This window comes from Saccharopolyspora sp. NPDC002376, assembly GCF_053593195.1.
This window is the reverse complement of sequence record NZ_JBSFBZ010000055.1, coordinates 1-24,475: the sequence shown is the minus strand read 5'-3', so window position 1 is coordinate 24,475 and position 24,475 is coordinate 1. Positions and strand designations below refer to the sequence as shown.

The following is a 24,475-nucleotide window of genomic DNA, read 5'->3' as shown; positions in this document are numbered from 1 at the left end:
ACCAGCTACGAGTCGAGCTGCTCGGTGATGAAGTTGGTGATCTCGGCCGGCGAGCCGGGCTTGGCGAAGAGGTAGCCCTGGCCGGTTTCGCAACCGATGTCGGCCATGCGGCGGGCCTGGGCCAAGGTCTCCACACCTTCCGCGGTGACCGTCAGGCCGAGGGCGTGCGCCAGCTCCACCAGGGTCGCCACGATGCGGGCGTCCACCGGGTCGGCACGTTCGGCGTCGCGCAGGCCTTCCATGAACGAGCCCGCGATCTTGAGCTCGTGGACCGGAAGATGCCGCAGGTAGGCCAGGTTCGAGTAGCCGGTGCCGAAGTCGTCGATGGCGATCCGCACGCCCATCTCGGACAGCGCGCGCAGCGCGTCCAGCGGCTCGTCGGCGGTACCCATGATCGCGCTCTCAGTGAGCTCCAGCTGCAACCGCGACGGCTCCAGGCCGGTTTCGGCCAGGATCGCCGCGACGTCGCTGGCCAGGTCCGGGTCGCGGGACTGGCGCACCGCCAGGTTGACGCTGACGAACGGCGCCGCCGAACCGAACTGGTCCTGCCAGCGCTTGGCCTGGAGGCAGGCCTGCCGCAACACCCACCGGCCCAGCGACACGATCAGCCCGGTCTCCTCGGCCAGACCGATGAACTTGTCCGGGCCGAGCCGCCCGAGTTCCGGGTGCGCCCAGCGGACCAGCGCTTCCACCCCGACCACGTTGTGATCGCGCAGACCGATCAGCGGCTGGTAGTCGACGTAGAACTCCTCGCGCTCCAGCGCGGCGGGCATCTTCGCCGACAGGTGGAACTGGGCGACCTCGGTGGCGTTGCGCTCCGGGTCGAACAGCGCCCACTTGCCCTTGCCCTCGGCCTTCGCCCAGTACAGCGTGACGTCGGCGTCGCGCATCAGCTCGGCGGCGCTCTGCTCGTGCACCGGTCGCTCGACGATGCCGATGCTCGCGCCCACCGACAGCTCGTGGCCGCCGATGCGGAACGGCTCGTCCAACGCGTCCAGCACGGTGTCGGCGACCTCGACCGCCTGGCCGGTGCCCAGCGAGTTCTGCAGCAGGATCACGAACTCGTCGCCGCCCATCCGCGCGACGAGCCGGTCATCGCCGTGCACCACGGCGGCGAGCCGGTCGGCGACCGCGACCAGCAGGTCGTCGCCGACGTGGTGGCCGAGGCTGTCGTTGATGACCTTGAAGCCGTCCAGGTCCATGTAGCAGAGCGCGACCCGGTCGCCGGGTTCGTGCTGGCGCAGCACGCGGGTGAGCCGTTCCAGGAACAGCGCGCGGTTGGGCAGCCTGGTCAGCGGGTCGTGCATCGCCTGGTGGCGCAGCCGCTCCTGCAACATCATCCGGTCGGTGACGTCCTCGATCAGCGCCACCTGGTAGAGCGGCAGGCCGTCCTCGCCGCGGACCAGGGACACGATCATCTCGGTCCACACCGGGGCGCCGTCGGGGCGGTTGAACTGCTTCTCCACCCGGAACTGGTCGCGTTCGCCGCGGACCAGCTCCTCGTACATCCGCCAGACGTTTTCCGGGTCGCCCGGATGCATCATGTCGGAGACCAGCATGGCGCGGAGCTCGTCGGCGGAGCGCCCCATGATCCGGGTCAACGAGTCGTTGACCTCGAGGATCCGGCCGCCCATGTCGCCGATGCCGATGCCGATGGCGGCCTCGGCGAAGATCGCGCGGAACCGCGCCTCGCTGGTGCGCAGCGCTTGTTCGACCGCGTCGCGGGCATCGAGCACGGCCTGCCGGATGGCTTCCTGCTCGTCCAGCGTGCGCTTGCGCGCGGCCTGCACGAACCCGGAGCACAGGGCGCCCTGCAGCGCGGCGATCCGGTCCCGCCAGGCCGAGCTGCTCTCCAGGCCCAGGACGTCGAGCATCTCGTCGCCGATCAGGTCGATCGTGCGGGCCAGCGACTCGGCGCCGGTGAAGTGCACGGCGACCAGGTCGACGCCGACTTCTCTCGCGGCTGCGGTGGCGAAGGGTTCGCTGAGCAGCGCGTCGACCAGTCGGTCGGTGTAGCCGTACAGGCGGCCTTCGATCTCGGCGCTCGTCATGGGCACGTAACTGGTGCCCATGAGCACGTGCGCCCAGACCGCCGCGAAGCGGCGTCGGTCGGCTCGGTTCACCTCGGCGGTCACCTCGTGAGCGCTTGGCACCGGCGCGGTCCAGCCAGTCATGCCTGGGGCGCCCTCCACTCGTACTCGCCCGGCCGTCTCGTTCGGAGCATACGACCGGATCGGCCCGGCGGTCGAACATCATGTGCGGCACCCGGGGTAGCCGTTACCTCGTTAGAGCAGGCCATCCGCGTGATCCCACACATAGATCGTTTACCGCCCGCAACCACTTGATCGCACGAGTACGGCTGTCATGATCGATCTGCTGGTTCTGACGCTCAACCCGGCCGAGAAGTTGCGCTCGACGCAGAACTACCCGCTGGCGGCGAAAAGTTCACCCTCGGTTGTCCGAATTAAGCCAATCTGGTTAAAAACTAACATATGATCTACTTGTTTCGAAAACAATTCGCGACACTTCTGGTGCAAGCCGCGTTGTCCCCCGACGACGCAACGCATTCAACACCAGGAGGCCCCGATGAGCCGTCCGAGTGGACGTTGTCGCCGATTACCACTGCTGTCCCTAGCATCGATGGTCTGCGCAGGTGCTCTCGTCCTGTGCGCGCCCGCACTGGCCAGCACCCCCGCTCCAGGAGGGGAACCCGCAATGGGCTCGCAATCCGAACCGGTGACCGACACGCCGATGGGCTCGCAGATCCGCAAGCACGAGGGCGGCGAGGAACGTGCCCTGCCGATCGTCGATCCGCTGGCCACCGTGGCCGGGATGGACGTCAGCGGCCACCAGGGCAACGTGGACTGGCAGTCCTGGTGGAACCAGGGCATGCGGTTCGCCTACGTCAAGGCCACCGAGAACACCAACTACAAGAACCCGTACTTCACCCAGCAGTACAACGGGTCCTACAACGTGGGCATGATCCGCGGCGCCTACCACTTCGCGCTGCCGGACCGCTCCAGCGGCGCCAAGCAGGCGAACTACTTCGTGGACAACGGCGGCGGCTGGTCGAAGGACGGCAAGACCCTGCCGGGCGCGCTGGACATGGAGTACAACCCGTACGGCGAGACCTGCTACGGCCTGAGCAAGAGCCAGATGACGTCCTGGATCAAGGACTTCAGCGACACCTACCACTCGCGCACCGGCCGCTGGCCGGTCATCTACACGAGCACCAGCTGGTGGAACCAGTGCGTGGACGGCGACTTCTCCTCGACCAACCCGCTGTGGGTCGCCAAGTACTCCAGCAGCGTCGGCACGCTCCCGTACAAGTGGGGCGTGTGGACGATCTGGCAGTACACCTCCTCGCCGATCGACAAGAACACCTTCAACGGCGCCATGGACCGCTTGCAGGCCCTGGCCAACGGATGATCAACCCGAGAACCCGCGGTACCGCTCCCGACGGTGCCGCGGGTTCTCGCTGTCCGCACCAAACGCGAGCACCACCCGGCAGAATCACGCGCATGGGTGAGCGCAAGATCGGCCTGATCGCGACGATCTGCATCGCAGTCGTCGTCCTGCTCGGGGTCAGCACCGCCCTGCTGATCTTCGACGCCCGCACCACCGGCGCCGACGCCCTGCGCACGGGCGGACTCGCCGCCGGATCCGTCGTCGCGCTCTACGCCCTGTGGCTCAACGACCGGCGGCGCCGGACTGAGGAGGAGCGGCAGAAGACCGAGCGGGATCGCCACGAGCTGGAAAGCCGGCGGGCGGATCTGGATCGGGATCGGATCGCCGATGAGCGGTTCGCCCGCGCCGTCGAGCTGCTCGGGCACGAGACCGATCAAGTCCGCGTCGGCGCGCTGCACGCGCTCGGCGGGCTCGCCCGGAACCGTCCCGACTACACGCAGACCGTGCTCGACGTCCTGTGCTCCTACCTGCGGCGGCCCTTCGCGCACACGCGCTACGGCACCGATCTCACCTTGCAGGAGGAGAAGGACGCGGCCGAGCGGTGGTTGCAGGTGCGCTTGACCGCGCAGCGGCTCGTGGTGGAGCTGCTACCGCTGGCCGACGACGCCAGCGCACCGGCGTACGACCTGGACCTGACGGGCGCGACGCTGGAGTACTTCGAGCTCACCGGCCGCAAGGTCGGCGCGCTGACCCTGCGCTACGGGAAGCTGTTCAGCGACAACAACTTCAGCCGGTGCGAGTTCCACGGGCCGGTGTGGTTCACCAGCGCGACGATCGGGCCCGGCCGACTATACGGCCGGTTCCGCTGCGACGACGCGGTCTTCCACCAACGGGCGTGGTTCCCAGGAGTGGAGTTCAACGGCCGGGCAACCTTCCGGCGCACCCGGTTCGGCGACCCGACGTCGTTCTCCGACAGCCGCTTCGCGCGTTCGATGACGATGACGAACACCGAGTTCCACGGGCACACCGACTTCCGCGCGGTCGCCTTCGAGGAGGACGTCGACATGGCCGACGCGGCCTTCCGCGGCGAGGTCCTGAACACCGGCATCACCACCAGCCCCGACCACGACGTCACCCTCCCACCGGACTGGACCTCGACACCCCGCTGAGCTCCGTCCGCATCGGAGCGGTGAGTTCCAAATTTAGGGAAATTTGGAAACCCATGACCGTCCGACGTGGACTGATGCGTGCGCGCGGACACACTCCGACCTGCACGGCTGATCGCGCTGCGTGACGCGGTGAACCCCGGATTCCACTCCGGAAACCATCCGTCGAACGAATCCGCAACACTGTGCCGAACGGGGTACCGAAGAAGACGAATATCGATCATGTTTCACGGGTGAACCTCCGTCGTCGAACCCTGCTCATGGCCGGTGGAGTGGCCGCCGTCACCTTGGGCACCGCAAAGGTCGCAACAGCCAGCTCCGCGGACGTCTTCGTCCACGGCGTCGCTTCCGGCGACCCGACCCCGAGCAACGTGATCCTCTGGACCCGGGTGACGCCCGCCCCGGGCGCGGACCCCGGCTCCGGCATCGGCCCGGACTGCTCCGTCGAGTGGGAGGTGTCCGCCGACCCGCAGTTCCGGCAGGTGGTCGCCCGCGGCAGAACGACGACCGGTGCCTGGCGCGACCACACGGTCAAGGTCGACGTCGCAGGTCTGGCCCCGGACGCCTGGTACTGGTACCGGTTCCGCGCCCTGGGCCAGGTTTCGATGATCGGACGCACCCGCACCGCTCCCGCGCTCGGCGCGCAGGTGGACCGGCTGCGCTTCGGCATGGTGTCCTGCGCCAACTGGCAGGCGGGCTACTTCTCGGCGTACCGCCACCTGGCCGACCGGGACGACCTCGACGCGATCCTGCACCTCGGCGACTACCTCTACGAGTACGCACCGGGCGAGTACCAGGCGCGGGACGTCGTCGTGCGGCCCCACGACCCGCCGACCGAGATCATCACGCTGCCGCACTACCGGCGCCGCCACGCCCAGTACAAGACCGACCTCGATCTGCAGGCCCTGCACGCGCGCCTCCCGTTCATCGCGACCTGGGACGACCACGAGTCCGCCAACGACGCCTGGGTCGGCGGCGCGGAGAACCACACCGAGGGCGCCGAAGGCTCCTACGCCGACCGGAAACGCGCGTCGCAGCGCGCCTACGCCGAGTGGATGCCGGTGCGCTACGAGCTCGGCGGCGTGCTGTACCGGCGGTTCACCTTCGGCTCGCTCGCCGATCTGTCCATGTTGGACTTGCGTTCCTACCGCAGCGAGCAGGTCAGCAGCCGGTTCGACCAGGACATCCACGATCCGTCGCGAACGATCACCGGCGACGCGCAGCTGCAGTGGCTGACCAGCGGACTCTCGCAGTCGCAGGCGCAGTGGAAGCTGATCGGCAACCCGGTGATGATCGCGCCGGTCCGGTTCCCATCCACGCTGTCCATCGAGCGGCGGCAGGCGCTCGGCGAGCTCACCGGCACCCCGGTGATCCAGGGCCTGCCGATGAACCTCGACCAGTGGGACGGCTACGCGGCCGACCAGAACGCGGTTTACTCGCTGCTGCGCGACCAGGGAATCCAGGACACCGTCTTCCTCAGCGGCGACATCCACTCCGCGTGGGCCGCTGATCTGCCCAGCTCGCCCCGCGACTACCCGCGGGACGGCAACTCGGTCGGCGTCGAGTTCGTCTGCACCTCCGTGACCAGCGACAACATCGACGACATCCTGAAGGTCGAGCCGCAGACCGCCTCGAAGGCGATCGCGGGTGCGATCAAGGTCAACAACCCGCACATCAAGTACGTCGACCTCGACTCGCATGGCTTCAGCGTCCTGGACGTCACGCGAGAACGAGCGCAGATGGACTGGTACGCGCTGGACGACCGAACCGTCCAGGGCAGCGCCGCGCAGCACGTCATGTCTTACGCCGTGACCACCGGAACCCAGCAGATCCACCGAGTCGAGGAGCCCGTGCGATGACTTCGCTGAGCCGACGCAGTTTCCTCCAGGTCGCCGGAACCGGCGTGCTGCTCTCCGCCGCGTCCCCCGCAGCGTGGGCGGCCGACGGCGACAAGCCCCTCCGGGTCTACTCGCTGGTCGTCGACGGCTGCTCGCCGGACGAGATCACCCCGCGGCTGACCCCGCGCCTGCACGAACTGCGCGAGGCCGGAACGTCGTTCCCGCAGGCACGTTCGCTGCCGGTGATGGAGACGATCCCGAACCACGTGATGATGATGAGCGGCGTCCGCCCGGACCGCTCCGGGGTGCCGGCGAACAACGTCTACGACGCGGCGCAGGGCGCGGTCCGCACCCTCGACCGCGCGTCGGACCTGCGGTTCGACACGCTGCTGGATCGCTTGCGGGACAACGGGAAAGTCACCGGCAGCGTGCTGAGCAAGGAGTACCTGTACGGGGTCTTCGGCACCCGGGCGAGCGTGCGGTGGGAGCCGAAGCCGATCCTGCCGATCACCGGGCACGCCCCGGACCTGTTCACCGCGAACGCCCTGATGTCCATGGTGGACAGTGCCGATCCGGACTTCGTGTTCGCCAACTTCGGCGACGTGGACCGGATGGGCCACGCCGACCTGACCGGTACCACCCTGCGCGCGGCCCGGACCGCGGCGCTGGCCTCCGCCGACGCCCAGGTCGGCCGGTTCGTCGACCACCTCGTCGACACCGGCCGCTGGCCCAGCAGCGTGCTGCTGATCTGCGCCGACCACTCGATGGACTGGTCGTGGGCGCACAAGGTGATCTCGCTGCAGAAGGCGATGAGCGACGACCCGCTGCTGACCGGCCGCATGCAGATCGCCCAGAACGGCGGCGCGGACCTGCTGTACTTCACCGGCCCGGCGGAAGAACGTGACGCCGCTGTGGCGCGGATGCGGGAGTTGGCGCTGGCCACCGAAGGTGTGCTCTCCGCGCACGACCCGCGCGAACTCCGCCTCGGGGCCGAAGCGGGCGACCTGCTCGTGTACTGCGAACCGGGCTGGCGCTTCGCAGACCCGAAGGTCATCTCCAACCCGATCCCGGGCAACCACGGCCACCCGGCCACCGAACCGATCCCGTTCTTCGCAACCGGCGGCCACCCAGCAATCCGCACCGGAACGTCCCCGGCCGAAGCCCACACGATCGACGTCGCCCCAACCCTCGGAGCCCTCTTCGGTCTCCCAGCCCCAACCGGCGGCTACGACGGAACCGCCCGAACAGAAGCCTTCGACCTCACCCGCCTGTGAGCGAAAAGGCCCCTCTCACCATGAACAACGAGAGGGGCCTTTCAGCGCAGAGACATCAGCCGAACAGCTTCGGCAGAGTGCCTTCCCAGGCCTCGCGGAGCTCGGCCATCGGGATGTTCGCGACGTCCTGGATGTCCAGGGACTTCTCGGCCGCGTCGGCGACACCGACCTTGGACCACGGCAGACCGCGCGCGGTGCACATGTCGGTGAAGCGGACCTCCTCGGTGCGCGGGACCGCCACCAGGATGCGGCCCGCGGACTCGGAGAACAGCCAGACGAACGGGTCCGCGCCCTCGGGCAGGACCACTCGAGCACCGCACTCGCCGACCAGCGCCGTCTCGACCAGCGCCTGCGCCAGGCCGCCCTCGGAGAGGTCGTGCGCCGCCGAGATCATGCCGTCGCGGGAGCCCGCGAGCAGGATTTCCGCCAGCAGCTTCTCGCGCGCCAGGTCGACCTTCGGCGGCGTGCCGCCGAGGTGGTCGTGCACCACGCGCGCCCACTCAGAGCCGCCGAACTCCTCGCGCGTCTCGCCGAGGAGCAGCAGCGTCTCGCCCTCCTCGCCGCCGATGCCGGTCGGGATGCGGCGGGTGACGTCGTCGATCGTGCCCAGCACGCCGACCACCGGGGTCGGCAGGATCGCCTTCTGCCCGGTCTGGTTGTAGAAGCTGACGTTGCCGCCGGTCACCGGGATGCCCAGCTCCGCGCAGGCGTCGGCTAGGCCGCGCACCGCCTGCTGGAACTGCCACATCACGCCCGGGTCCTCCGGCGAACCGAAGTTCAGGCAGTTGGTGACCGCCACCGGCGTCGCACCGGTGGTCGCCACGTTGCGGTAGGCCTCGGCCAGCGCCAGCTGCGCGCCCGCGTACGGGTCGAGCCGGGTGTAGCGGGCGTTGCAGTCGGTCGCGATCGCGATGCCGCGCCCGGTCTCCTCGTCGATGCGCAGCACACCGCCGTCCGACGGCTGTGCCAGCACGGTGTTGCCGCGCACGTAGCGGTCGTACTGGTCGGTGACCCACGCGCGGGAGCACAGGTTCGGCGAGGCCACCATCCGCAGGATGGTCTCCCGCAGTTCGTCCGAAGTGGACGGACGGGCCAGCGTGCTCGCGTTGTCCGCGGAGATCAGGTCCTGCTCGGCGGGCCGCTCGACCGGACGCTCGTAGACCGGGCCCTCGTGCGCGACGGTGCGCGGCGGGACGTCCACCACGAGCTCGTCGTGCCAGTAGATCTCGAGGTTATCGCCGTCGGTGACCTCACCGATGACGGTCGCGGTGACGTCCCACTTGCGGCACACCTCGAGGAACGCGTCCACATTGGACGGATCCACCACGGCGCACATCCGCTCCTGCGATTCGCTGGAGAGGATCTCGGCGGGCGTCATGCCGGTGGCGCGCAGCGGGACCTGGTCCAGGTCGACGCGCATGCCGCCGTCACCGGCCGAGGCCAGCTCGGAGGTGGCGCAGGACAGGCCCGCACCGCCCAGGTCCTGGATGCCCACGACCAGACCCGCGTGGTACAGCTCCAGGCAGCACTCGATGAGCACCTTCTCGGCGAACGGGTCGCCGACCTGGACACTCGGCAGCTTCTTGCGGCTCCTCGAAGATCCGCTTGCGGGGTCGAGCGTCGATCCTGCGCTCTCGACGTCATCAAACGTCTCCGAGGCCAGCACCGACACGCCGCCGATGCCGTCCAGACCGGTGCGCGCACCGAACAGGATGATCTTGTTGCCCTTGCCGCTGGCGTGCGCCAGGTGCAGGTCCTCGACCTTCATCACGCCCACGCACATGGCGTTGACCAGCGGGTTCCCGCTGTAGCACTCGTCGAAGACGACCTCGCCGCCGATGTTCGGCAGGCCCAGGCAGTTGCCGTAGCCGCCGACGCCAGCGATCACGCCGGGCAGCACCCGCTTGGTGTCCTCGGCCTCGGCCGGGCCGAAGCGCAGCGGGTCGGCCACCGCGACCGGGCGGGCGCCCATCGCCATGATGTCGCGGACGATGCCGCCGACACCGGTCGCCGCGCCCTGGTAGGGCTCGACGTAGGACGGGTGGTTGTGGCTCTCCAGCTTGAACGTCACCGCCCAGCCGTCGCCGATGTCGACCACGCCGGCGTTCTCGCCGATGCCCGCGAGCATCTTCTCGCGCATCTCGTCGGTGGTGGTCTCGCCGAAGTACTTCAGGTGCACCTTCGACGACTTGTAGGAGCAGTGCTCGCTCCACATCACCGAGTACATGGCGAGCTCGGCGTCGGTGGGACGACGCCCCAGGATCTCGCGGATCCGGGCGTACTCGTCGTCCTTGAGGCCCAGCTCGCGGTACGGCTGCTCGGTGTCGGGCGTGGACTTGGCGCTCTCGACGGTGTCGAATTCGACGGTTCGACCGCCAGCGTCCACGTTCACAGAGTTGGTCATGCTGCCACCAGTGCATCCAGAACGGACAGGAACATGCCGAGGCCGTCATCGGTGGGGCCGGTCAGCGGGTCGATCGCGTGTTCCGGGTGCGGCATCATGCCCGCGACCCGACCGCGCGCGTCGGTGATGCCCGCGATGCCGCGCTGCGAACCGTTCGGGTTCTCGCCCGCGTAGCGGAACAGCACCCGACCCTCGCCCTCGAGCTCGTCGAGGACGGCCTGGTCGGCCATGTAGTTGCCCTCACCGTGCTTGATCGGGATCAGCAGCTCGGCGCCCGCGTCGTAACGGGTGGTCCAGGCGCTGCTGTTGTTCTCGACCTTCAGCCACTGGTCGCGGCAGACGTAGTGCAGGCCCGCGTTGCGGGTCAGCACTCCGGGCAGCAGCCCGGACTCGCACAGGATCTGGAAGCCGTTGCACACGCCGAGCACCGGCATGCCCTTGCGGGCGGCTTCGACCACCTCGGTCATCACCGGGGCGAACTTGGCGATCGCGCCGCAGCGCAGGTAGTCGCCGTAGGAGAACCCGCCCGGCACGACCACCGCGTCCACGCCCTTGAGGTCGTGGTCCGCGTGCCAGAGCGAGACGGATTCGGCACCGGCGCGGCGCACCGCGCGGGCGGCGTCGACGTCATCGAGAGTGCCGGGGAAGGTGACGACGCCGATCTTCGCGCTCATACCAGTTCCGCCTCTCCGCGATTCACAGTGGTGGTTGCGATCGAGAGCAACCCCGCGTTTCGCAGTTTCTTGTGGCCGGTTTGCGTCACGTTCCCCTGGGGTGCGGCGAGCAGGACCGGGGTTGGCACAGAGCTGCTCATGCGTCCACCCGACGGACGGTCCAGTCCTCGATGACCGGGTTGGCCAGCAGAGTTTCGGCGATCTTGGCGAGCTGTTCGTCGTCGACGTCGTCGGCGACCTCCAGTTCGAAACGCTTGCCCTGGCGGACTTCGGCGATCCCCTCGAACCCGAGCCGCGGCAGCGCATTGGCCACCGCCTGCCCCTGCGGGTCCAGGATCTCCTGCTTCGGCATGACGTCGACAACGACTCGGGCCACGGGTGCTGCTCCCGGTTTCCGTGCAGATCCGCCGGGATCCGGCGGATGGCCAGCAGTACGGGCGAAGCGTAACTGAGCTGCGAGTTCCGCCACTCCAGCAGGGGCTCCGGGTGCGGTGTGGCTCACCACATACCGCTGCTACTGTGTCTTGCGCCACATATTTCCCTACTTGTCTAAACCTTTGCGCCGTTCGGCGTCTAACAGAACAGGCACCTAGGGGAGGTGCCCGGTTCTGAACACTGAGGGGAAACGCATTCCGATGCGCACGATCAAGACATTGCTGGGGGCGGCGCTGTTCGCCGGACTCGCGCTGACCACGACCGTCCCGGCCACCGCGGCGCCTGACGCCGGTTCGGCGCAGGTCGCCGAGCAGCCGCGGCTCACCGCCGACAAATCCCAGGTCCGAGTGGGGAACACGCTGGTCATGCGGCTCGACCATGGCTTGGAGGGGGTCAGCTGGATCTCTTCGCCGGCGTTCGCGCGCCACGGCGAGCACCCGGCGGGAGCGGACGAAGGCGTGGCCGAGGTGGTCACCGACCGCGACGGCGTCGCAGAGGCGGTGGCGACCATCGCCGACGTACCGCCCGGCGAGTACCCGGTGCACACCCGCGTCGGGGGCGGCGCCGGGCCGATGATGACCATCACCGTCACCGGCTGACCTGGGTCCGTGAGCACTTCGGGTCGCCATGGCAGCCCAAAGTGCTCACGGCGTTCACCGGTAGCGAGATCCGTCGCCTCGCCCGGGGTTTTCCGGAAGCGTGGCGGCCATGCGGATCTTGGTTCTGGGCGGAACGGTCTTCGTCGGTCACGCGGTCGCCGCGGAAGCGTTGAAGCGCGGGCACGACGTCGTGTGCGCAGCGCGCGGCGCGAGCGGGCGCGTGCCGGAGGGCGCTGAGCTCGTGGCCGTGGACCGCGAGGAGGGACTCGGGGCGCTGGCCGGGTCGCAGTTCGACGCGGTCGTCGACGTTGCGCGGAACTACCAGTGGGTGCGTTCCGCGCTGGAGACCTTGGGCGACGCCGGCCACTGGACGTTCGTGTCCTCGATCAACGTCTACTCGGACAACGAAACTACTGGTCAGAGCACTGATGGTCCGTTGCTCGAGCCGATCACCGACTCTGCCGACACCAGCACTCCCGAGTCGTACGGCGGGATCAAGGTGGCCTGCGAGAACGCGGTGCGGGCCGCGATGGGCGAGCGCGCGTTCGTGGTGCGTCCCGGACTGATCACCGGGCCGGGCGATCCGTCCGACCGGTTCGGGTACTGGCCGCTGCGGATGTCGCGCGGCGGGCAGGTGCTCGTGCCGGACACCCCGGACGCTCCGTCGCAGCACATCGACGTGCGCGACCTGGCCACCTGGATCGTCACCGCTGCCGAGCGCGGCCTCGCCGGAACCTTCGACGGCATCGGGCCGGTCACCACGCTGGGCGCGCTGCTGACGGAGATCGCCGAGCTCGTCGCGCCGCCCGGCACCTCGATCGCCGCCGTTGCGCCGGAAGCACTCGCCGAGGCTGGGACGCAGCGCTGGAGCGGACCGAAGTCGCTGCCGCTCTGGATCCCCGACGGCTACGACGGCTTCGCCTCGCACGACGCCGCGCCCTCGCTGGCCGCCGGGCTGCGCATCCGGCCGCTGGCCGAGACGGTGGCAGCAGCGCTGGCCACCGAGCAGGAACGGGGGCCTGACCGCGAGCGCAAGGCCGGGCTGACCGCCGCCGAGGAGACCGAACTGCTCGGCGCGCTGCCGCACCGGACCTGGTGACCATGCGAGAGTAGTTCGCACGGCAAACGTCTTTCGAGGAGGAACACACCGTGCAGATCACCCACTTCGGACACTCCTGCGTGCTGGTCGAAACCGAGTCGGCGCGACTGCTGATCGACCCGGGGACGTTCTCCGCGGACTTCGAGGGCCTGCGCGACCTGGACGCCGTGCTGGTCACCCACCAGCACGCCGACCACATCGACTTGGACCGGCTACCCGCGCTGCTGGACGCCAACCCGAACGCCCTCCTGATGGTCGACCCGGGTTCGGAGGCCTCGGTCGCGGAACGCGGTCTGTCGGCGACCATCGCGCGGCCCGGCGACTCGATCGAGCTCAGCGGGGCGGCGATCACCGTCGTCGGCGGCGAGCACGCGGTGATCCACCCGGACATCCCGGTGGTCGACAACATCGGCTACATCGTCGACCACGGCGCCTTCTACCACCCGGGCGACTCGTTCTTCGTGCCTGAACAGCGCATCGACGTCCTCGGCCTGCCGACCGCGGCCCCGTGGCTGAAGCTCTCCGAAGCGATCGACTTCCTCCGCGCAGTCGCCCCACGAACGGCGGTCCCGATCCACGAGGCGGTGCTGGCCGTGCCGCAGATGCACTACCGGATGTTCGAGCACCTCGGCCCGAAGGACACCGCGATCCAGGTCCTCACCAAGGGCACCCCGGCTTCGGTCTGACCCCGTGATCACAGTCCGCCGGGGACACCGAACGAGGCGTAGGTCACCGGGCGAGCGCCGTGGTGCAGGGCGAGGTCGATGGCGTCGAGAACTGCTTGGCGCGCAGCGGGTTTGCGTAGCACGCCGGAGTCCACCGCGAGCCGCACCGGACGTCCTTGGCGGGCCGCTCGCCCGGCACCGAGCACCAGCGCCCGGCACCACCACGGTTCGGCCCGCTCGCCCGGTCCGATCACGCGGATGCGTCCGCGATGCACCCGGCCGGTCGTGAGCTCCCGGACCGCCACCGCGTCCGCGCACACCGAGAAACCGCGCCGCCGCAAGGCCGTGATGGTGCCCGGCGAACCGAGCCAGCGCGGCGGGATGAAGGTCTTCGTACGCAGCCCGAGGCGTTCCAGGACCGAGGCCGCGGCCACCAGGTGCAGCCCGGCCTCGTGCGCCGGCAACCCGGCGGCCGGAGCGAGGCGGGACCGCAAACCCGGTGCGGTGCGGGCGAATCCGTGCAGGCTCACGACGTCGCGCGCGGCCATCCGCCAGGCGATCCAGTCGAGCACGGCGGCCTGCGGGGCCGAGCGCGGCGCGATCAGCAGGGACAGCGGGACCGCGCGATGGTCCAGGTCAGCGCCGAAATCGGCGCAGCGGTCCAGCACCTGGACGTCGAGTCCGGACAACGACACCACCAGCGGCGGGCTCACGATGCCTCATTCCGCCGGGTCCGGATGTCCACGACCTGACGACGAGGTGTCCCCGCGGCACCAATTCGGCGAACCTCCACGCCGCAACTGTCAGCAGTCCCCACCCCACCAACCCGAAGACACGCCGAAACCTCCCCCGACCAGGCGACTTCGCACGGCACCCCGGGCTCCGCCGGAATCACAGTTTCAATTGAAACTGTGATCGGCCGTGGGTGGGATTTACAGTTTCAATTGAAACTGTGGTCCTACCGACCGCAGGGCACCTCACCCGGCCGGGCGACAGGTGGTCAATTTCGCGAGAAATTGACCATCACTCGGGTGAACGTCAATTTCGCGAGAAATTGGCACCACCCCGGGTGACGGGCGGGGTGGTGGGGATCAGGCGTCGGGGGTGGGCCAGTCCGCGAAGGAGCGGCCGGTGATTCGTTCGTAGGCCTCGACGTAGCGGGCTCGGGTTGCCGCCTGGACGTCCTCGGGGAGGGACGGCGGGGGGACGTCGGAGGCTCGGTCCCAGCCGGATTCCGGGGAGGTCAGCCAGTTGCGGACGTACTGCTTGTCGAACGACGGCTGGACCTTGCCCGGCTCGTAGCCGTCCGCCGGCCAGTAGCGGGAGGAGTCCGGGGTCAAGACCTCGTCGCCCAGCACCAGGGTGCCGTCGGGTGCCAGGCCGAACTCGAACTTGGTGTCGGCCAGGATCACGCCGCGGCTGCGCGCGTGCTCCGCCGCCCGCTCGTACACCCGCAGCGTCACCTCGCGCAGCTGCTCGGCGCGCTCCGCGCCCAGCTGCGCGGCCACCGCGTCGAAGCTGATGTTCTCGTCGTGGTCGCCGAGCTCGGCCTTCGTGGCCGGGGTGAAGATCGGTTCCGGCAGCTTCGAGGCCTCGATCAGCCCGCCCGGCAGCTCGACCCCGCACACCGCGCCGGTGCGCTGGTAGTCGGCCAGCCCGGAGCCGGTCAGGTAGCCGCGCGCGACGCACTCCACCGGTAGCATCTCCAGCCGCCGCACCAGCAGCGCGCGGCCGCGCACCTCGCCTGGGATTCGCGGGTCGTCGGCGCTGACCAGGTGGTTCGGCACCAGGTCGGCGAGCAGCTCGAACCAGTACACGCTCATCGCGGTGAGCACGCGACCCTTGTCCGGGATCGGCGTGTCCAGCACGTGGTCGTACGCCGAGAGACGATCGGAGGCGACCAGCAGCAGGTGTTCGTCGTCGACGGCGTGCAGCTGGCGAACCTTGCCCGCTGCGATCTGGGGGTAATCGGCGAGTGCAACCACGAGCGAATTCTCCCCCACCCGGGCCGCGCACCCGCACGTGGTCCGAACCGGTGATATGAACCGGTTTAGTTCATCCGGCGCTCAGGAGGGCTTCCGTTGACCGAGACATTCTCCGACTGGCTCCGCCAGCGCAGCGAGCCCGAGTGGACGGCGGTCATCGCGCACCCGTTCACGCAGGCCCTGTTCGACGGACTGGTGCCGGTCGATTCGATGCGCTCCTACCTGGTGCAGGACTACCAGTTCGTGGACGACTTCCTGGCGCTGCTCGGATCCGGGGTGGCCAAGGCCGACCGCTACGCCTCGCGGCTGGCGATCGCCGGCAGCATCGGGGTGGTCACCAGCGAGGAGAACACCTACTTCCAGCGGGCGTTCGACGCGTTGGGGGTCGGCGAGTCCGACCGGGTGCACCCGGAGCTGGACGAGGCGACGGCGGCGTTCCGGGAACTGATGCAGGACGCCAACGCGCGCGGCAGCTACGCGGAGGTCCTGACGGTGCTCACCGTCGCGGAGTGGTCCTACTTGGAGTGGGCGATGCGCGCGCCGAGCGCGCTGCCGGAGAACTTCGTGCATGCGGAGTGGATCACGCTGCACAACAACCCGGACTTCCAGGCGTGGGTGCGGTGGCTGTGCGGGGAGCTCGACCGCGTGGGCGCGGAGCTGGACGAGCGCGACCGGGCCCGATGCCTCCGCCTGTTCCAGCTGGCGACCCGCTGCGAACTCGACTTCTTCAACGCCCACTGGCGCTGACCAGGGGTTTCCAAATTTCCCTAAATTTGGAAACCCCTGCAGTTCAGCCCGGCGCACTGGGCGGCAGCTTTGCCTAAAACTGGCCGTGCGGAGGCCGTGCCAGTTTTGGACAAAACTGGCACGGCCTCCGCACGACCGGGGCCTCAGAGGATGTCGGCGGGGCGGTAGGCCGCGGCCTCCGGGTAGCGGGCCGTGATCGCCTCGATCTGGGACACCACGTCCTGGACCTGGGCCGCAGCCGCGCCGGTGAACGCAAGGCGGTCCGCCAGCAGCGCGTCGAGCTGCTCGCGGCTCAGCGGCAGGCGGTCGTCGGCGGCCAGGCGGTCCAGCAGGTCGTTGCGCTCCGCACCCTGCTCACGCATCGCCAGCGCGACGGCGACCGCGTTCTCCTTGATCGCCTCGTGCGCGGTCTCCCGGCCGACGCCAGCCTGCACCGCGGCCATCAGGACCTTCGTGGTCGCCAGGAACGGCAGGTAGCGGTCCAGCTCGCGGGCCACCACGGCCGGGAACGCGCCGAACTCGTCGAGCACGGTCAGGAACGTCTCGAGCAGGCCGTCGAAGGCGAAGAACGCGTCCGGCAGCGCCACCCGGCGGACCACGGAGCAGGACACGTCGCCCTCGTTCCACTGGTCACCGGCCAGCTCACCGGTCATCGAGACGTAGCCGCGCAGGATCACCGCGAGGCCGTTGACCCGCTCGCAGGACCGGGTGTTCATCTTGTGCGGCATCGCGCTGGAGCCGACCTGGCCGGGCTTGAAGCCCTCGGTGACCAGCTCGTGCCCGGCCATCAGCCGGATCGTGGTGGCCACGTTGGACGGCGCGGCAGCCAGCTGCGCCAGCGCGGTCAGCACCTCGAAGTCCAGCGAGCGCGGGTAGACCTGGCCGACGCTGGTCAGCGTGCGACCGAAGCCCAGGTGCCCGGCGACGCGGCGCTCCAGCTCGGTGAGCTTCCCGGCGTCGCCGCCGAGCAGGTCCAGCATGTCCTGCGCGGTGCCGACCGGGCCCTTGATACCGCGCAGCGGGTAGCGGGCGAGCAGCTCCTCGAGCCGGTTGAAGCCGACCAGCAGCTCGTCGGCGGCGGTCGCGAAGCGCTTGCCGAGGGTGGTCGCCTGGGCGGCGACGTTGTGCGAGCGGCCGGCCATGACCAGCTCGGCGTCCTCGGCGGCGAGCTGCCCCAGCCGCGCCAGGACGGCGACGGTGCGGTCGCGCACCAGCTCCAGGCTGCGGCGGATCTGCAGCTGCTCGACGTTCTCGGTCAGATCCCGCGAGGTCATGCCCTTGTGGATCTGCTCGTGGCCGGCGAGGGCGTTGAACTCCTCGATGCGGGCCTTCACGTCGTGCCGGGTGACCCGCTCGCGGGCGGCGATGGAGTCCAGGTCGACCTGCTCCAAGACCCGCTCGTAGTCGGCTGGCGCCGACTCGGGCACCTCGATGCCGAGGTCGGCCTGAGCGCGCAGCACGGCGAGCCACAGCCGGCGCTCGAGGATGATCTTCTGCTGCGGCGACCACAACTCGACCAGTGCGGGCGAGGCGTAGCGGGCGGCGAGGACGTTCGGAATGCTGGGCTTGACCGTCACGAGCAGCCAGGATACCGGCGTGCGGCCCCCGTTCGGCCCACCCCGGTCACTCCGCCGGACCAAGAACTCCCCCACCGAGCGCGCGGAGCGCGGGTGCGCAACCACCACGGCACTGCGCGAGCAGCCCCCGGGAAGCACGCGTCCCCCTCAGGGTGGTCAATTTCGCGAGAAATTGACCGTCACCCGGGTGAACGTCAATTTCTCGCGAAATTGGCACCTCCCCAGGTGACGCGGTGAGCCGGGCGCGGCGTACGGCGGCCCCGACGACTGCGGCACGACGCCGGGGAACACCTCCTGGACGTGTTGCTGCAAGCCGGTCGCGATCCGGATGTTCGCCGCTCCTTCGGTCAGGGAATCAGCGCGAACTGCGGATCGGTTGCCAGCGCGATCAGCTCGGCGAGATCCATCGGCGTTTCATCCAGCTCATCGACGACGGCGCGGCGCCTGCGCTGCCGCCGCCTGCCTTCGGCGACCACGTCGGCCGGATCGATCCCCATCGGCGGTTCATCGACGACGGCGGATCGCAGGCTCTCGCGCAGCAGTTCTTCCGACATCACTGACTCCTCTTCGCAACCGTCCAGGCCAAGTCCGGATCGGACTCGTCGAGCGCGGCGCGCAGGTTCTGCAACCCGCGCGACGCCTGGCTCTATGACCGTGCCTTCGGAACACCGGAGCGCGGCGGCGACTTCGGCCGTCGGCAGGTCCTCCCAGTAGCGCAGGACGAGCACCGCACGCTGCCGCGGCGGGGCCCGGTGCAACGCGTTCAGCACCGCGTCGCGGTGCCAGGCGCGTTGGCCGACTTCGGCCGGATCCGCTGTCGTGTCACCGGTTTCCGGCACTTCGCCTTGGCTCTCGGCGCGGCGTCACGGCGACGGCGTCCGTCCAGCCACACCCGCAGCAGCGACCTCCGCGCGTATGCATCCACTATGGACATATCCACCCGGCGCCAAGCCCAGTAGAGCTTGAGCAGCGTCGTCTGCACGAGATCCTCGGCGAGGTGCCAGCCCCCGCACGGGTACGCCGAGCGGCGCAGCTACAGCGCGCGTTCCTCGGCGAACTCGCGGAACGCCCGTTGCTGTCCGGCCCGCATAGAACATGTCCCCTTTCCGTGTACCGCCGCTCTATACGCGGCCGCCCCCAGCCCGGTTGCACGGACGATCATCCGCTCAAGACGCCTCAGCGCGAAACGGGTTGCTCCGGAACGGATGGCAGCGGTTCGACCAGGTGTTTCCCCAACCGCGCGCGAAAGCCGGGACGTGTGCCCGCTTAAGAGGAGCTCAATGACTCGGGTGGTGGTGGCATCCGGGATGTCGCGCCCAATATCGTTGGTCTGCAACGGTTGAGGAGTGAGGCGCAGCACCATGGACATCAACGGGTACGACGGCGACCGCCAAGACGTTTTCTGGATCGTCGGAATGGGATTGGCCGAGCGCCACGCCACGATCATGCGACCCGGCGCGGTATATGCCGGACAAGCCGTTCCCGCGTTGTGCGCGACCGAGCTGAAGATCCCGCAGCCGACGCCGATCGGCCGCGACCCGCGCTCGACGAATGTCACCGACAAGTGCCCGACCTGCACCGAACGCGTCGCCGAAGCCGACTTCGCAGAGACCACCTGGGACTTCTGAAACCGGAAAAATCGATCGCCATCGGACTCGCCGCGGGCTACCGTCGGTCGAGCCATGGCTTCCACGAGTTCCTTCCGCTTCCTGTGGTCCCTGCTCATGAAACGGCCGGGACTGCTGCTGCTCGGCACCGTCGCGGGCTCGCTCTGGATGCTGCCGACGGCGCTGATGCCGCTGGCCATCGGTTCCGCGATCGACGCGGGCATCCGTCCGCACGACGTCGGCGCACTGGTGGGCTGGGTGCTGGTCGCGCTCGGGCTCGGTGTCGCGCAGATGATCGCGGCCGCTTTCCTGCACTGGGCCGCGCACACCATCTGGTTGCACGGCGCGGCGGGTTCGCAGCGCCTCGTGCTGGCGCACGTGACGCGGCTCGGCGTCGTGCTGACGCGCAAGGTCCGCGCCGGTGAGGTGGTCGCGATCGGTGCCTCGGACATCTACCGAGTGGGCAACCTGTTCGAGGTCATCGGACGGGCGACCGGATCGCTGGTGTCGTTCGCCGTGGCGGCGGTCCTGCTGCTGTGGACCTCCCCGGTCCTCGGTGTCGTGGTGCTCATCGGCGTGCCGCTGGCGACGCTCGGCATCGGCCCGCTGCTGAGCCCGCTGCGCCGCCGCGAGGAAGCCCAGCGGGAGCAGTTGGGCCAGGTCAGCGCGCAGGCGGCGGACATCGTGTCGGGGCTGCGGATCCTGCGCGGCGTCGGGGGCGAGTCCCGGTTCCACGCGCGGTTCACCGAGGCCAGCCAGCGGGTGCGCGCCGCCGGGGTGGCCGCCGGGCGGATCGAGGCGTGGTTGGCCGGGGCCGAGGTGCTGCTGCCGGGTCTGGTGACGGTGCTGGTGACCTGGCTGGGGGCGCGGCTGGCGCTCGACGGAACGATCAGCGTGGGTGAGCTGGTCGCGTTCTACGGCGTCTCGGCGTTTCTGGTCATCCCGGTGCGCACGGCGTCTGAAGCCGCCTACTCGTTCGCTGCCGGAATGGTCGCGGCTGGGCGCGCGCAGGCGTTGCTGCGGGTGGAACCCGAGCCGCCATCGCCGGAGCGGCCGCGGACACTGCCATCGGGGCCGTTGGAGCTGTTCGACGAGGCCAGCGGGGTGCGGATCGCCTCGGGCGAGTTGACCGTGATCGACGCCGGGGAGCAGGTCGACGCCGTGGCAGAGCGGTTGGCCTGGCAGTCGCGGGCCGGTGACGTGCCACTGCGGACGGTCGAGCCGGACGAGGTCCGGCAGCGGATCTTGTTGGCGCACAACCAGGATCAGCTGTTCGCCGGCCCCGTTCTGGCCGAGGTCGACCTGGGGAACGGTGTGGACCTGGATGCTGCGCTACACGCTGCGGACGCGCACGACGTGCTGGCCGCGCTCCCCGCCGACGGCGTGCTGGACGAGCGGGGCCGCTCGCTTTCCGGAGGTCAGCGGCAGCGGTTGCTGCTGGCTCGCGCGCTGTGCGCGGACGCCGACGTGCTGATCCTCGACGAACCGACGTCGGCGGTCGACGCGCACACCGAGGCGCGGATCGCCGAGCGGGTCAAGGAATTCCGCGCCGGTCGCACCACGATCGTGCTCAGCCAGAGTCCACTCTGGACAGCGGTGGCGGACCGGGCACTGGACATGGGGGCGGAGAAGTGAAGCTGCCGTTGGCCGACGGGCGCACCGTCCGGCGCTGGGCGTGGCAGACGCTCCGAGCGCACCGCGGCCGGTTCGCCGCGATGATGCTGCTGCTCGGGCTGGCCACGGTGGTCGGCCTGATCGGTCCGCAGATCCTCGGCAAGCTGGTCGACGCGGTGGCCACCGGCACCACGGCGCAGCGCATCGACCTGCTGGCCGGGGTGTTCCTCGTGGTGCTCGTGCTGAACGCGCTGCTGATCCGGGCAGCGCGGATGCGCGCGACGCTGCTCGGCGAGCACCTGCTGGCCGAGTCCCGCGAAGGCATGGTCGGGCACGCGCTGCGGCTGCCGCTGGGCGCGGTCGAATCCGCTGGCACCGGCGACCTGCTCAGCCGCGCCACCACCGACGTCGACCGGCTGGACTACACGATCCGCAGCGCTACACCGGAGATCACCACCGCGCTGATCACCGTGCTGCTGACCGGCACCGCGATGCTGCTCACCTCGCCGCTGCTGGCCTGCGGGATGCTCGTCGCCGTGCCGCTGATGGTGCTGAGCACCCGCTGGTACTACCCGCGGTCCCTGCCGACGCTGCGCCGGATCATGGCCGGTTGGGCGGAAGTCCAGTCGAGCACGCACGAATCCGTCGAGGGCGCGCGCACCGTCGCCGCGCTGCGACTGGGCAAGCGCCGCATCGCGCGCAACGAGCAGGCGCTCGGTCAGGCCCTGGACGCCGAGTACCGGCACCGGTACCTGCTGACCGCCTGGCTGCCCTGCCTGCAGCTGTCGTACGTGCTGCCGATCGGCGCGATCCTGCTGATCGGCGGCTGGGCGTACTGGGGCGGCTCGGTCGAGCTCGGCACAGTCATCACCGTCGTGCTCTACGCCCAGGCGATGTCGAACCCGTTCGACGAGCTGTTCATGTGGATGGAGGAGCTGCAGACCGGATACACCGCACTGCAGCGGATCCTCGGCGTCCAGCAGGCGCCGACCGCCGACGCCCCGCCGCAGGAGGTGGACGGCTCGCGCGAGCTGGTCATCCGCGACGTGCACTTCTCCTACCGCGCGGACCGGGAGGTGCTGCACGGCGTCGACCTGACCGTGGCAGCTGGGGAGAGGCTGGTCGTGGTCGGGCCGTCCGGAGCGGGTAAGTCCACGCTGGGCCGGTTGATCGCCGGGATCAGCCGCCCCGACTCCGGTTCGGTCGCCTTCGGCCGCACCGAGATCGCCGACCTGCCGACCGAGCAGCTGCGCCGCGAAGTGGTTCTGCTGACCCAGGAACAGCACGTCTTCGCCTGCACGCTCCGGGAGAACCTGGCCCTGCCGGACCGCGAGTTCACCGACGACGAGCTGGTGGATGCGCTGAAGTCGGTCGGTCTGCTGGAGTGGCTGCGGTCCCTGCCAGCGGAGCTGGACACCGTGCTCGGCTCGGGTGGCCACCTGGTTCCGGCATCGCGGGCGCAACAGCTCGCGCTGGCCCGGGTGCTGCTGGCCGATCCGCACACGGTGGTGCTGGACGAGGCGACGTCGTTGCTGGACAACGCCACCTCGCGGGAGCTGGAGCGGGCGCTGGCCACGCTGCTGGACGGCCGGACGGTGATCGCCATCGCGCACCGGCTGCACAGCGCGCGCAACGCCGACCGGGTCGCGGTGATGACGGACGGGCACATCGTGGAACTGGGCAGCCACGCCGAACTGATCGCCGCCGGTGGCTCCTACGCCGAACTGTGCCGGGTGGGTCAGCCGAGCTGAGAGCGCAGCATCCCGCGGGCGGCGCCGCGCGGATCGGGGTTGCTCGCGATCAGGGCGTTGACCACGGCTCCGTCGACCAGGGCGATCAGTTCCAGCAGTCGGTCCCGGCTGACCTCCATGTCACTGCGGGCGAAGATCTCCGCGAGCAGGTCGTGCAGCTCCGCGCTGAGCTCGCGCATCAGCGGCGCGAGGTAGGGGCGGCGGGGCGAGCCGACCAGCCGCTCGTAGCGCAGCAGCACCGCTTCCGCGCCGCCGTCGCGGGAGTCCATGCCCAGCAGCATGTCCAGGAGCAGCTCGATCACCGCGTCCGTGCTGCGGGGTTGCTCGGCGAGCTCGTCCAGGCGGGCGCGTCCGACTTCGAGCTCGTGGCGCGACTCGTGCTCCACCGCGGCGGCGACCAGGTCGTCCAGCGAGGAGAAGTAGTAGGTCGTGGAGGCCAGCGGCAGTCCGGCGCGCTCGGCGACCGCGCGGTGCCGGACGGCCTCGAAGCCGCCCTCGGCGAGCAATTCCGCGGCGGCCGCCACCAACGCCTGCCGCCGCCGCTCGCCCTTCGGAGTACTGGCCGCTGTCATGCCTGCCGATCCTAAGCGTCGCCGAGCGCAGCCCGGTCACCACGCGATCTCACCAAAAGATCGCCCCACCCCAAGGTGACAAACCCCGAACGTTCCGTCACCACCCCACCACGTTCGTGCCAGGGAATTTCTCCACAACCCCCACCCCGGCTGTCCACACCTTCACCCGACCGGGTCCCGTGGACCACAGTTTCAATTGAAACTGTGGTCCGCCGTGGGGGAGATTTACAGTTTCAATTGAAACTGTGGTTTCGGAACCCCGGTGACACGGAGTCACCGTTGATCCTGCCGAGTCTTGGACCACCTCGATCGGGGGTCAGTGGCCGCCGGCGAGGTTGAGGCCGATGACGCCCGCGACGATCAGGACGATCGAGACCATTTTGAGGACCGAGAAGCCGTCGCCGAGCCAGATCATGCCGACGATCGCCGTCAGCGCGGCGCCGATGCCGGTCCACACCGCGTACGCCGGGCCCGCCGGCAGCTCGCGCATGGCGTAGGCCAGGCCGGAGAAGCTCACCGCGGCCAGCACGAAGAACGAGATGGTCGGACCCAGGCGGCTGAAGCCGTGTGAGAGCTTGAGCGAGATCGCCCAGCCCGCTTCGAAAACCCCCGACACCATCAGAATGATCCAGGCCATCATCGCTGGTCGCTTTCCCCTTCAACCCGGCACCCGAACGCCCATCAAACGTTATTAGTACGACCGTACCAATATTTTGGTACATCAGTACCACTCTGGTGACCGAAACCACCACCTCAACCTCCGCCGCTCGGGTCCAAATGACAGCGGCGCGAAGCGCCACCTTGGGGGTGGCGGTCGGGCGAAGGGCTGGCCCAATTTCGCGAGAAATTGACACCACCTCGGGTGACGCCGCTGGTCAGGGGTCCGCACCTTCACCCCTGAAGGTAGGTGTGGCGTCAGTTTTGCCTAAAACTGGCACCCGGTCGTGGCCGGGGCGTTCGGGCAGTTTAGTACTGCAACGGCAGTTCAGGGGTAGCCGCGTTTTCGGTAGTGGCTGGTTCGGGCTTGGAGTTGGCGTTGTCGGCGCCAGTGTGACCAGGC

General features: G+C 69.4%; 22 protein-coding genes and 1 pseudogene. 12 read left to right on the top strand and 11 right to left on the bottom strand.

The window, feature by feature from the left end; genetic code table 11:
• Positions 1-5 precede the first annotated feature (5 nt).
• Positions 6-2,174, bottom strand: coding sequence for a putative bifunctional diguanylate cyclase/phosphodiesterase (locus ACWCO2_RS28945; protein WP_450130946.1), 2,169 nt, complete (start codon positions 2,172-2,174; stop codon positions 6-8).
• Positions 2,175-2,364: 190 nt separating this feature from the next.
• On the opposite strand from ACWCO2_RS28945, the gene ACWCO2_RS28940 reads away from it, so the two are divergent.
• The 5 genes from ACWCO2_RS28940 (at position 2,365) to ACWCO2_RS28920 (ending at position 7,686) form a co-directional block, all read left to right on the top strand.
• On the top strand, positions 2,365-2,496 hold the full coding sequence (locus ACWCO2_RS28940; RefSeq protein WP_450130945.1) for a hypothetical protein: 132 nt from the start codon (positions 2,365-2,367) through the stop codon (positions 2,494-2,496).
• Positions 2,497-2,586: 90 nt separating this feature from the next.
• Complete coding sequence (locus tag ACWCO2_RS28935) at positions 2,587-3,429, top strand: lysozyme (RefSeq protein ID WP_450130944.1); 843 nt, start codon at positions 2,587-2,589, stop codon at positions 3,427-3,429.
• 92 nt (positions 3,430-3,521) lie between these two features.
• Positions 3,522-4,577 (top strand): pentapeptide repeat-containing protein, encoded by a 1,056-nt coding sequence (locus ACWCO2_RS28930; protein WP_450130943.1) that lies wholly within the window; start codon positions 3,522-3,524, stop codon positions 4,575-4,577.
• A 230-nt stretch (positions 4,578-4,807) separates the two neighbouring features.
• Positions 4,808-6,433: an alkaline phosphatase D family protein gene (locus ACWCO2_RS28925; RefSeq protein ID WP_450130942.1), complete on the top strand. Its 1,626-nt coding sequence runs from the start codon at positions 4,808-4,810 to the stop codon at positions 6,431-6,433.
• Positions 6,430-7,686 carry an alkaline phosphatase family protein gene (locus tag ACWCO2_RS28920; RefSeq protein ID WP_450130941.1) on the top strand — a complete coding sequence of 419 codons (1,257 nt, stop codon included), beginning with the start codon at positions 6,430-6,432 and terminating at the stop codon, positions 7,684-7,686. Before ACWCO2_RS28925 ends, ACWCO2_RS28920 begins: the two co-directional genes overlap by 4 nt.
• A gap of 55 nt (positions 7,687-7,741) precedes the next feature.
• On the opposite strand, the gene purL is transcribed toward ACWCO2_RS28920, so the two are convergent.
• From purL to purS, 3 genes are all read right to left on the bottom strand, one after another.
• Entirely contained in the window at positions 7,742-10,090 is a 2,349-nt protein-coding gene (gene purL, locus ACWCO2_RS28915) for a phosphoribosylformylglycinamidine synthase subunit PurL (RefSeq protein ID WP_450130940.1), read from the bottom strand.
• Positions 10,087-10,764 (bottom strand): phosphoribosylformylglycinamidine synthase subunit PurQ, encoded by a 678-nt coding sequence (gene purQ / locus ACWCO2_RS28910; RefSeq protein WP_270952186.1) that lies wholly within the window; start codon positions 10,762-10,764, stop codon positions 10,087-10,089. Before purQ ends, purL begins: the two co-directional genes overlap by 4 nt.
• A gap of 136 nt (positions 10,765-10,900) precedes the next feature.
• Positions 10,901-11,140, bottom strand: a complete 240-nt coding sequence (gene purS / locus ACWCO2_RS28905; RefSeq protein WP_450130939.1) for a phosphoribosylformylglycinamidine synthase subunit PurS — start codon at positions 11,138-11,140, stop codon at positions 10,901-10,903.
• A gap of 259 nt (positions 11,141-11,399) precedes the next feature.
• Here purS and ACWCO2_RS28900 point away from each other — a divergent pair, with 259 nt between their 5' ends.
• The 3 genes from ACWCO2_RS28900 to ACWCO2_RS28890 all read left to right on the top strand — a co-directional run bounded on the left by ACWCO2_RS28900 (position 11,400) and on the right by ACWCO2_RS28890 (position 13,583).
• Entirely contained in the window at positions 11,400-11,798 is a 399-nt protein-coding gene (locus ACWCO2_RS28900) for a hypothetical protein (RefSeq protein ID WP_450130938.1), read from the top strand.
• A gap of 109 nt (positions 11,799-11,907) precedes the next feature.
• The gene (locus ACWCO2_RS28895) at positions 11,908-12,897 is read left to right on the top strand and encodes an NAD-dependent epimerase/dehydratase family protein (protein ID WP_450130937.1); all 990 of its coding nucleotides are present in this window, start codon (positions 11,908-11,910) and stop codon (positions 12,895-12,897) included.
• 50 nt (positions 12,898-12,947) lie between these two features.
• A complete protein-coding gene (locus ACWCO2_RS28890; protein WP_450130936.1) occupies positions 12,948-13,583 on the top strand; it encodes an MBL fold metallo-hydrolase in 636 nt (211 codons plus the stop codon).
• Positions 13,584-13,591: 8 nt separating this feature from the next.
• On the opposite strand, the gene ACWCO2_RS28885 is transcribed toward ACWCO2_RS28890, so the two are convergent.
• Positions 13,592-14,275: a DUF2334 domain-containing protein gene (locus tag ACWCO2_RS28885; RefSeq protein WP_450130935.1), complete on the bottom strand. Its 684-nt coding sequence runs from the start codon at positions 14,273-14,275 to the stop codon at positions 13,592-13,594.
• Positions 14,276-14,653: 378 nt separating this feature from the next.
• Positions 14,654-15,547, bottom strand: a complete 894-nt coding sequence (locus ACWCO2_RS28880; RefSeq protein ID WP_450130934.1) for a phosphoribosylaminoimidazolesuccinocarboxamide synthase — start codon at positions 15,545-15,547, stop codon at positions 14,654-14,656.
• A 96-nt stretch (positions 15,548-15,643) separates the two neighbouring features.
• Here ACWCO2_RS28880 and ACWCO2_RS28875 point away from each other — a divergent pair, with 96 nt between their 5' ends.
• Entirely contained in the window at positions 15,644-16,294 is a 651-nt protein-coding gene (locus ACWCO2_RS28875; protein WP_450130933.1) for a TenA family protein, read from the top strand.
• A 143-nt stretch (positions 16,295-16,437) separates the two neighbouring features.
• Here ACWCO2_RS28875 and purB read toward each other — a convergent pair whose 3' ends face one another.
• The 3 genes and pseudogenes from purB to ACWCO2_RS28860 all read right to left on the bottom strand — a co-directional run bounded on the left by purB (position 16,438) and on the right by ACWCO2_RS28860 (position 18,904).
• Complete coding sequence (purB, locus tag ACWCO2_RS28870) at positions 16,438-17,871, bottom strand: adenylosuccinate lyase (protein WP_450130932.1); 1,434 nt, start codon at positions 17,869-17,871, stop codon at positions 16,438-16,440.
• Between the two features lie 347 nt (positions 17,872-18,218).
• Positions 18,219-18,425, bottom strand: a complete 207-nt coding sequence (locus ACWCO2_RS28865) for a hypothetical protein (protein ID WP_450130931.1) — start codon at positions 18,423-18,425, stop codon at positions 18,219-18,221.
• A pseudogene (locus tag ACWCO2_RS28860) lies at positions 18,425-18,904 on the bottom strand (sigma-70 family RNA polymerase sigma factor). The gene ACWCO2_RS28865 and the pseudogene ACWCO2_RS28860 overlap by 1 nt, the downstream one beginning before the upstream one ends.
• A gap of 328 nt (positions 18,905-19,232) precedes the next feature.
• On the opposite strand from ACWCO2_RS28860, the gene ACWCO2_RS28855 reads away from it, so the two are divergent.
• The 3 genes from ACWCO2_RS28855 to ACWCO2_RS28845 are packed head-to-tail and all read left to right on the top strand — an operon-like array spanning position 19,233 to position 22,843.
• Positions 19,233-19,499 carry a hypothetical protein gene (locus tag ACWCO2_RS28855; protein WP_450130930.1) on the top strand — a complete coding sequence of 89 codons (267 nt, stop codon included), beginning with the start codon at positions 19,233-19,235 and terminating at the stop codon, positions 19,497-19,499.
• Between the two features lie 54 nt (positions 19,500-19,553).
• The gene (locus ACWCO2_RS28850) at positions 19,554-21,113 is read left to right on the top strand and encodes an ABC transporter transmembrane domain-containing protein (protein ID WP_450130929.1); all 1,560 of its coding nucleotides are present in this window, start codon (positions 19,554-19,556) and stop codon (positions 21,111-21,113) included.
• Positions 21,110-22,843 carry an ABC transporter ATP-binding protein gene (locus tag ACWCO2_RS28845; RefSeq protein WP_450130928.1) on the top strand — a complete coding sequence of 578 codons (1,734 nt, stop codon included), beginning with the start codon at positions 21,110-21,112 and terminating at the stop codon, positions 22,841-22,843. Before ACWCO2_RS28850 ends, ACWCO2_RS28845 begins: the two co-directional genes overlap by 4 nt.
• On the opposite strand, the gene ACWCO2_RS28840 is transcribed toward ACWCO2_RS28845, so the two are convergent.
• Positions 22,831-23,415: a TetR/AcrR family transcriptional regulator gene (locus ACWCO2_RS28840; RefSeq protein WP_450130927.1), complete on the bottom strand. Its 585-nt coding sequence runs from the start codon at positions 23,413-23,415 to the stop codon at positions 22,831-22,833. The two genes, ACWCO2_RS28845 and ACWCO2_RS28840, sit on opposite strands and share 13 nt — an antisense overlap.
• Positions 23,416-23,731: 316 nt before the next feature.
• Positions 23,732-24,052 (bottom strand): DMT family transporter, encoded by a 321-nt coding sequence (locus ACWCO2_RS28835; RefSeq protein ID WP_450130978.1) that lies wholly within the window; start codon positions 24,050-24,052, stop codon positions 23,732-23,734.
• Positions 24,053-24,475 lie beyond the last annotated feature (423 nt).

Bases quoted from the DNA above. Each gene is read 5' to 3' on its own strand.
- ACWCO2_RS28945 (WP_450130946.1), bottom strand. From the start codon at position 2,174: ATGACTGGCTGGACCGCGCCGGTGCCAAGCGCTCACGAGGTGACCGCC.
- purL (WP_450130940.1), bottom strand. From the start codon at position 10,090: ATGACCAACTCTGTGAACGTGGACGCTGGCGGTCGAACCGTCGAATTC.
- ACWCO2_RS28855 (WP_450130930.1), top strand. From the start codon at position 19,233: ATGGACATCAACGGGTACGACGGCGACCGCCAAGACGTTTTCTGGATC.
- ACWCO2_RS28835 (WP_450130978.1), bottom strand. From the start codon at position 24,052: ATGGCCTGGATCATTCTGATGGTGTCGGGGGTTTTCGAAGCGGGCTGG.
- purQ (WP_270952186.1), bottom strand. From the start codon at position 10,764: ATGAGCGCGAAGATCGGCGTCGTCACCTTCCCCGGCACTCTCGATGAC.
- ACWCO2_RS28840 (WP_450130927.1), bottom strand. From the start codon at position 23,415: ATGACAGCGGCCAGTACTCCGAAGGGCGAGCGGCGGCGGCAGGCGTTG.
- ACWCO2_RS28850 (WP_450130929.1), top strand. From the start codon at position 19,554: ATGGCTTCCACGAGTTCCTTCCGCTTCCTGTGGTCCCTGCTCATGAAA.
- ACWCO2_RS28920 (WP_450130941.1), top strand. From the start codon at position 6,430: ATGACTTCGCTGAGCCGACGCAGTTTCCTCCAGGTCGCCGGAACCGGC.
- ACWCO2_RS28895 (WP_450130937.1), top strand. From the start codon at position 11,908: ATGCGGATCTTGGTTCTGGGCGGAACGGTCTTCGTCGGTCACGCGGTC.
- ACWCO2_RS28930 (WP_450130943.1), top strand. From the start codon at position 3,522: ATGGGTGAGCGCAAGATCGGCCTGATCGCGACGATCTGCATCGCAGTC.
- ACWCO2_RS28865 (WP_450130931.1), bottom strand. From the start codon at position 18,425: ATGTCGGAAGAACTGCTGCGCGAGAGCCTGCGATCCGCCGTCGTCGAT.
- ACWCO2_RS28900 (WP_450130938.1), top strand. From the start codon at position 11,400: ATGCGCACGATCAAGACATTGCTGGGGGCGGCGCTGTTCGCCGGACTC.
- ACWCO2_RS28935 (WP_450130944.1), top strand. From the start codon at position 2,587: ATGAGCCGTCCGAGTGGACGTTGTCGCCGATTACCACTGCTGTCCCTA.
- ACWCO2_RS28940 (WP_450130945.1), top strand. From the start codon at position 2,365: ATGATCGATCTGCTGGTTCTGACGCTCAACCCGGCCGAGAAGTTGCGC.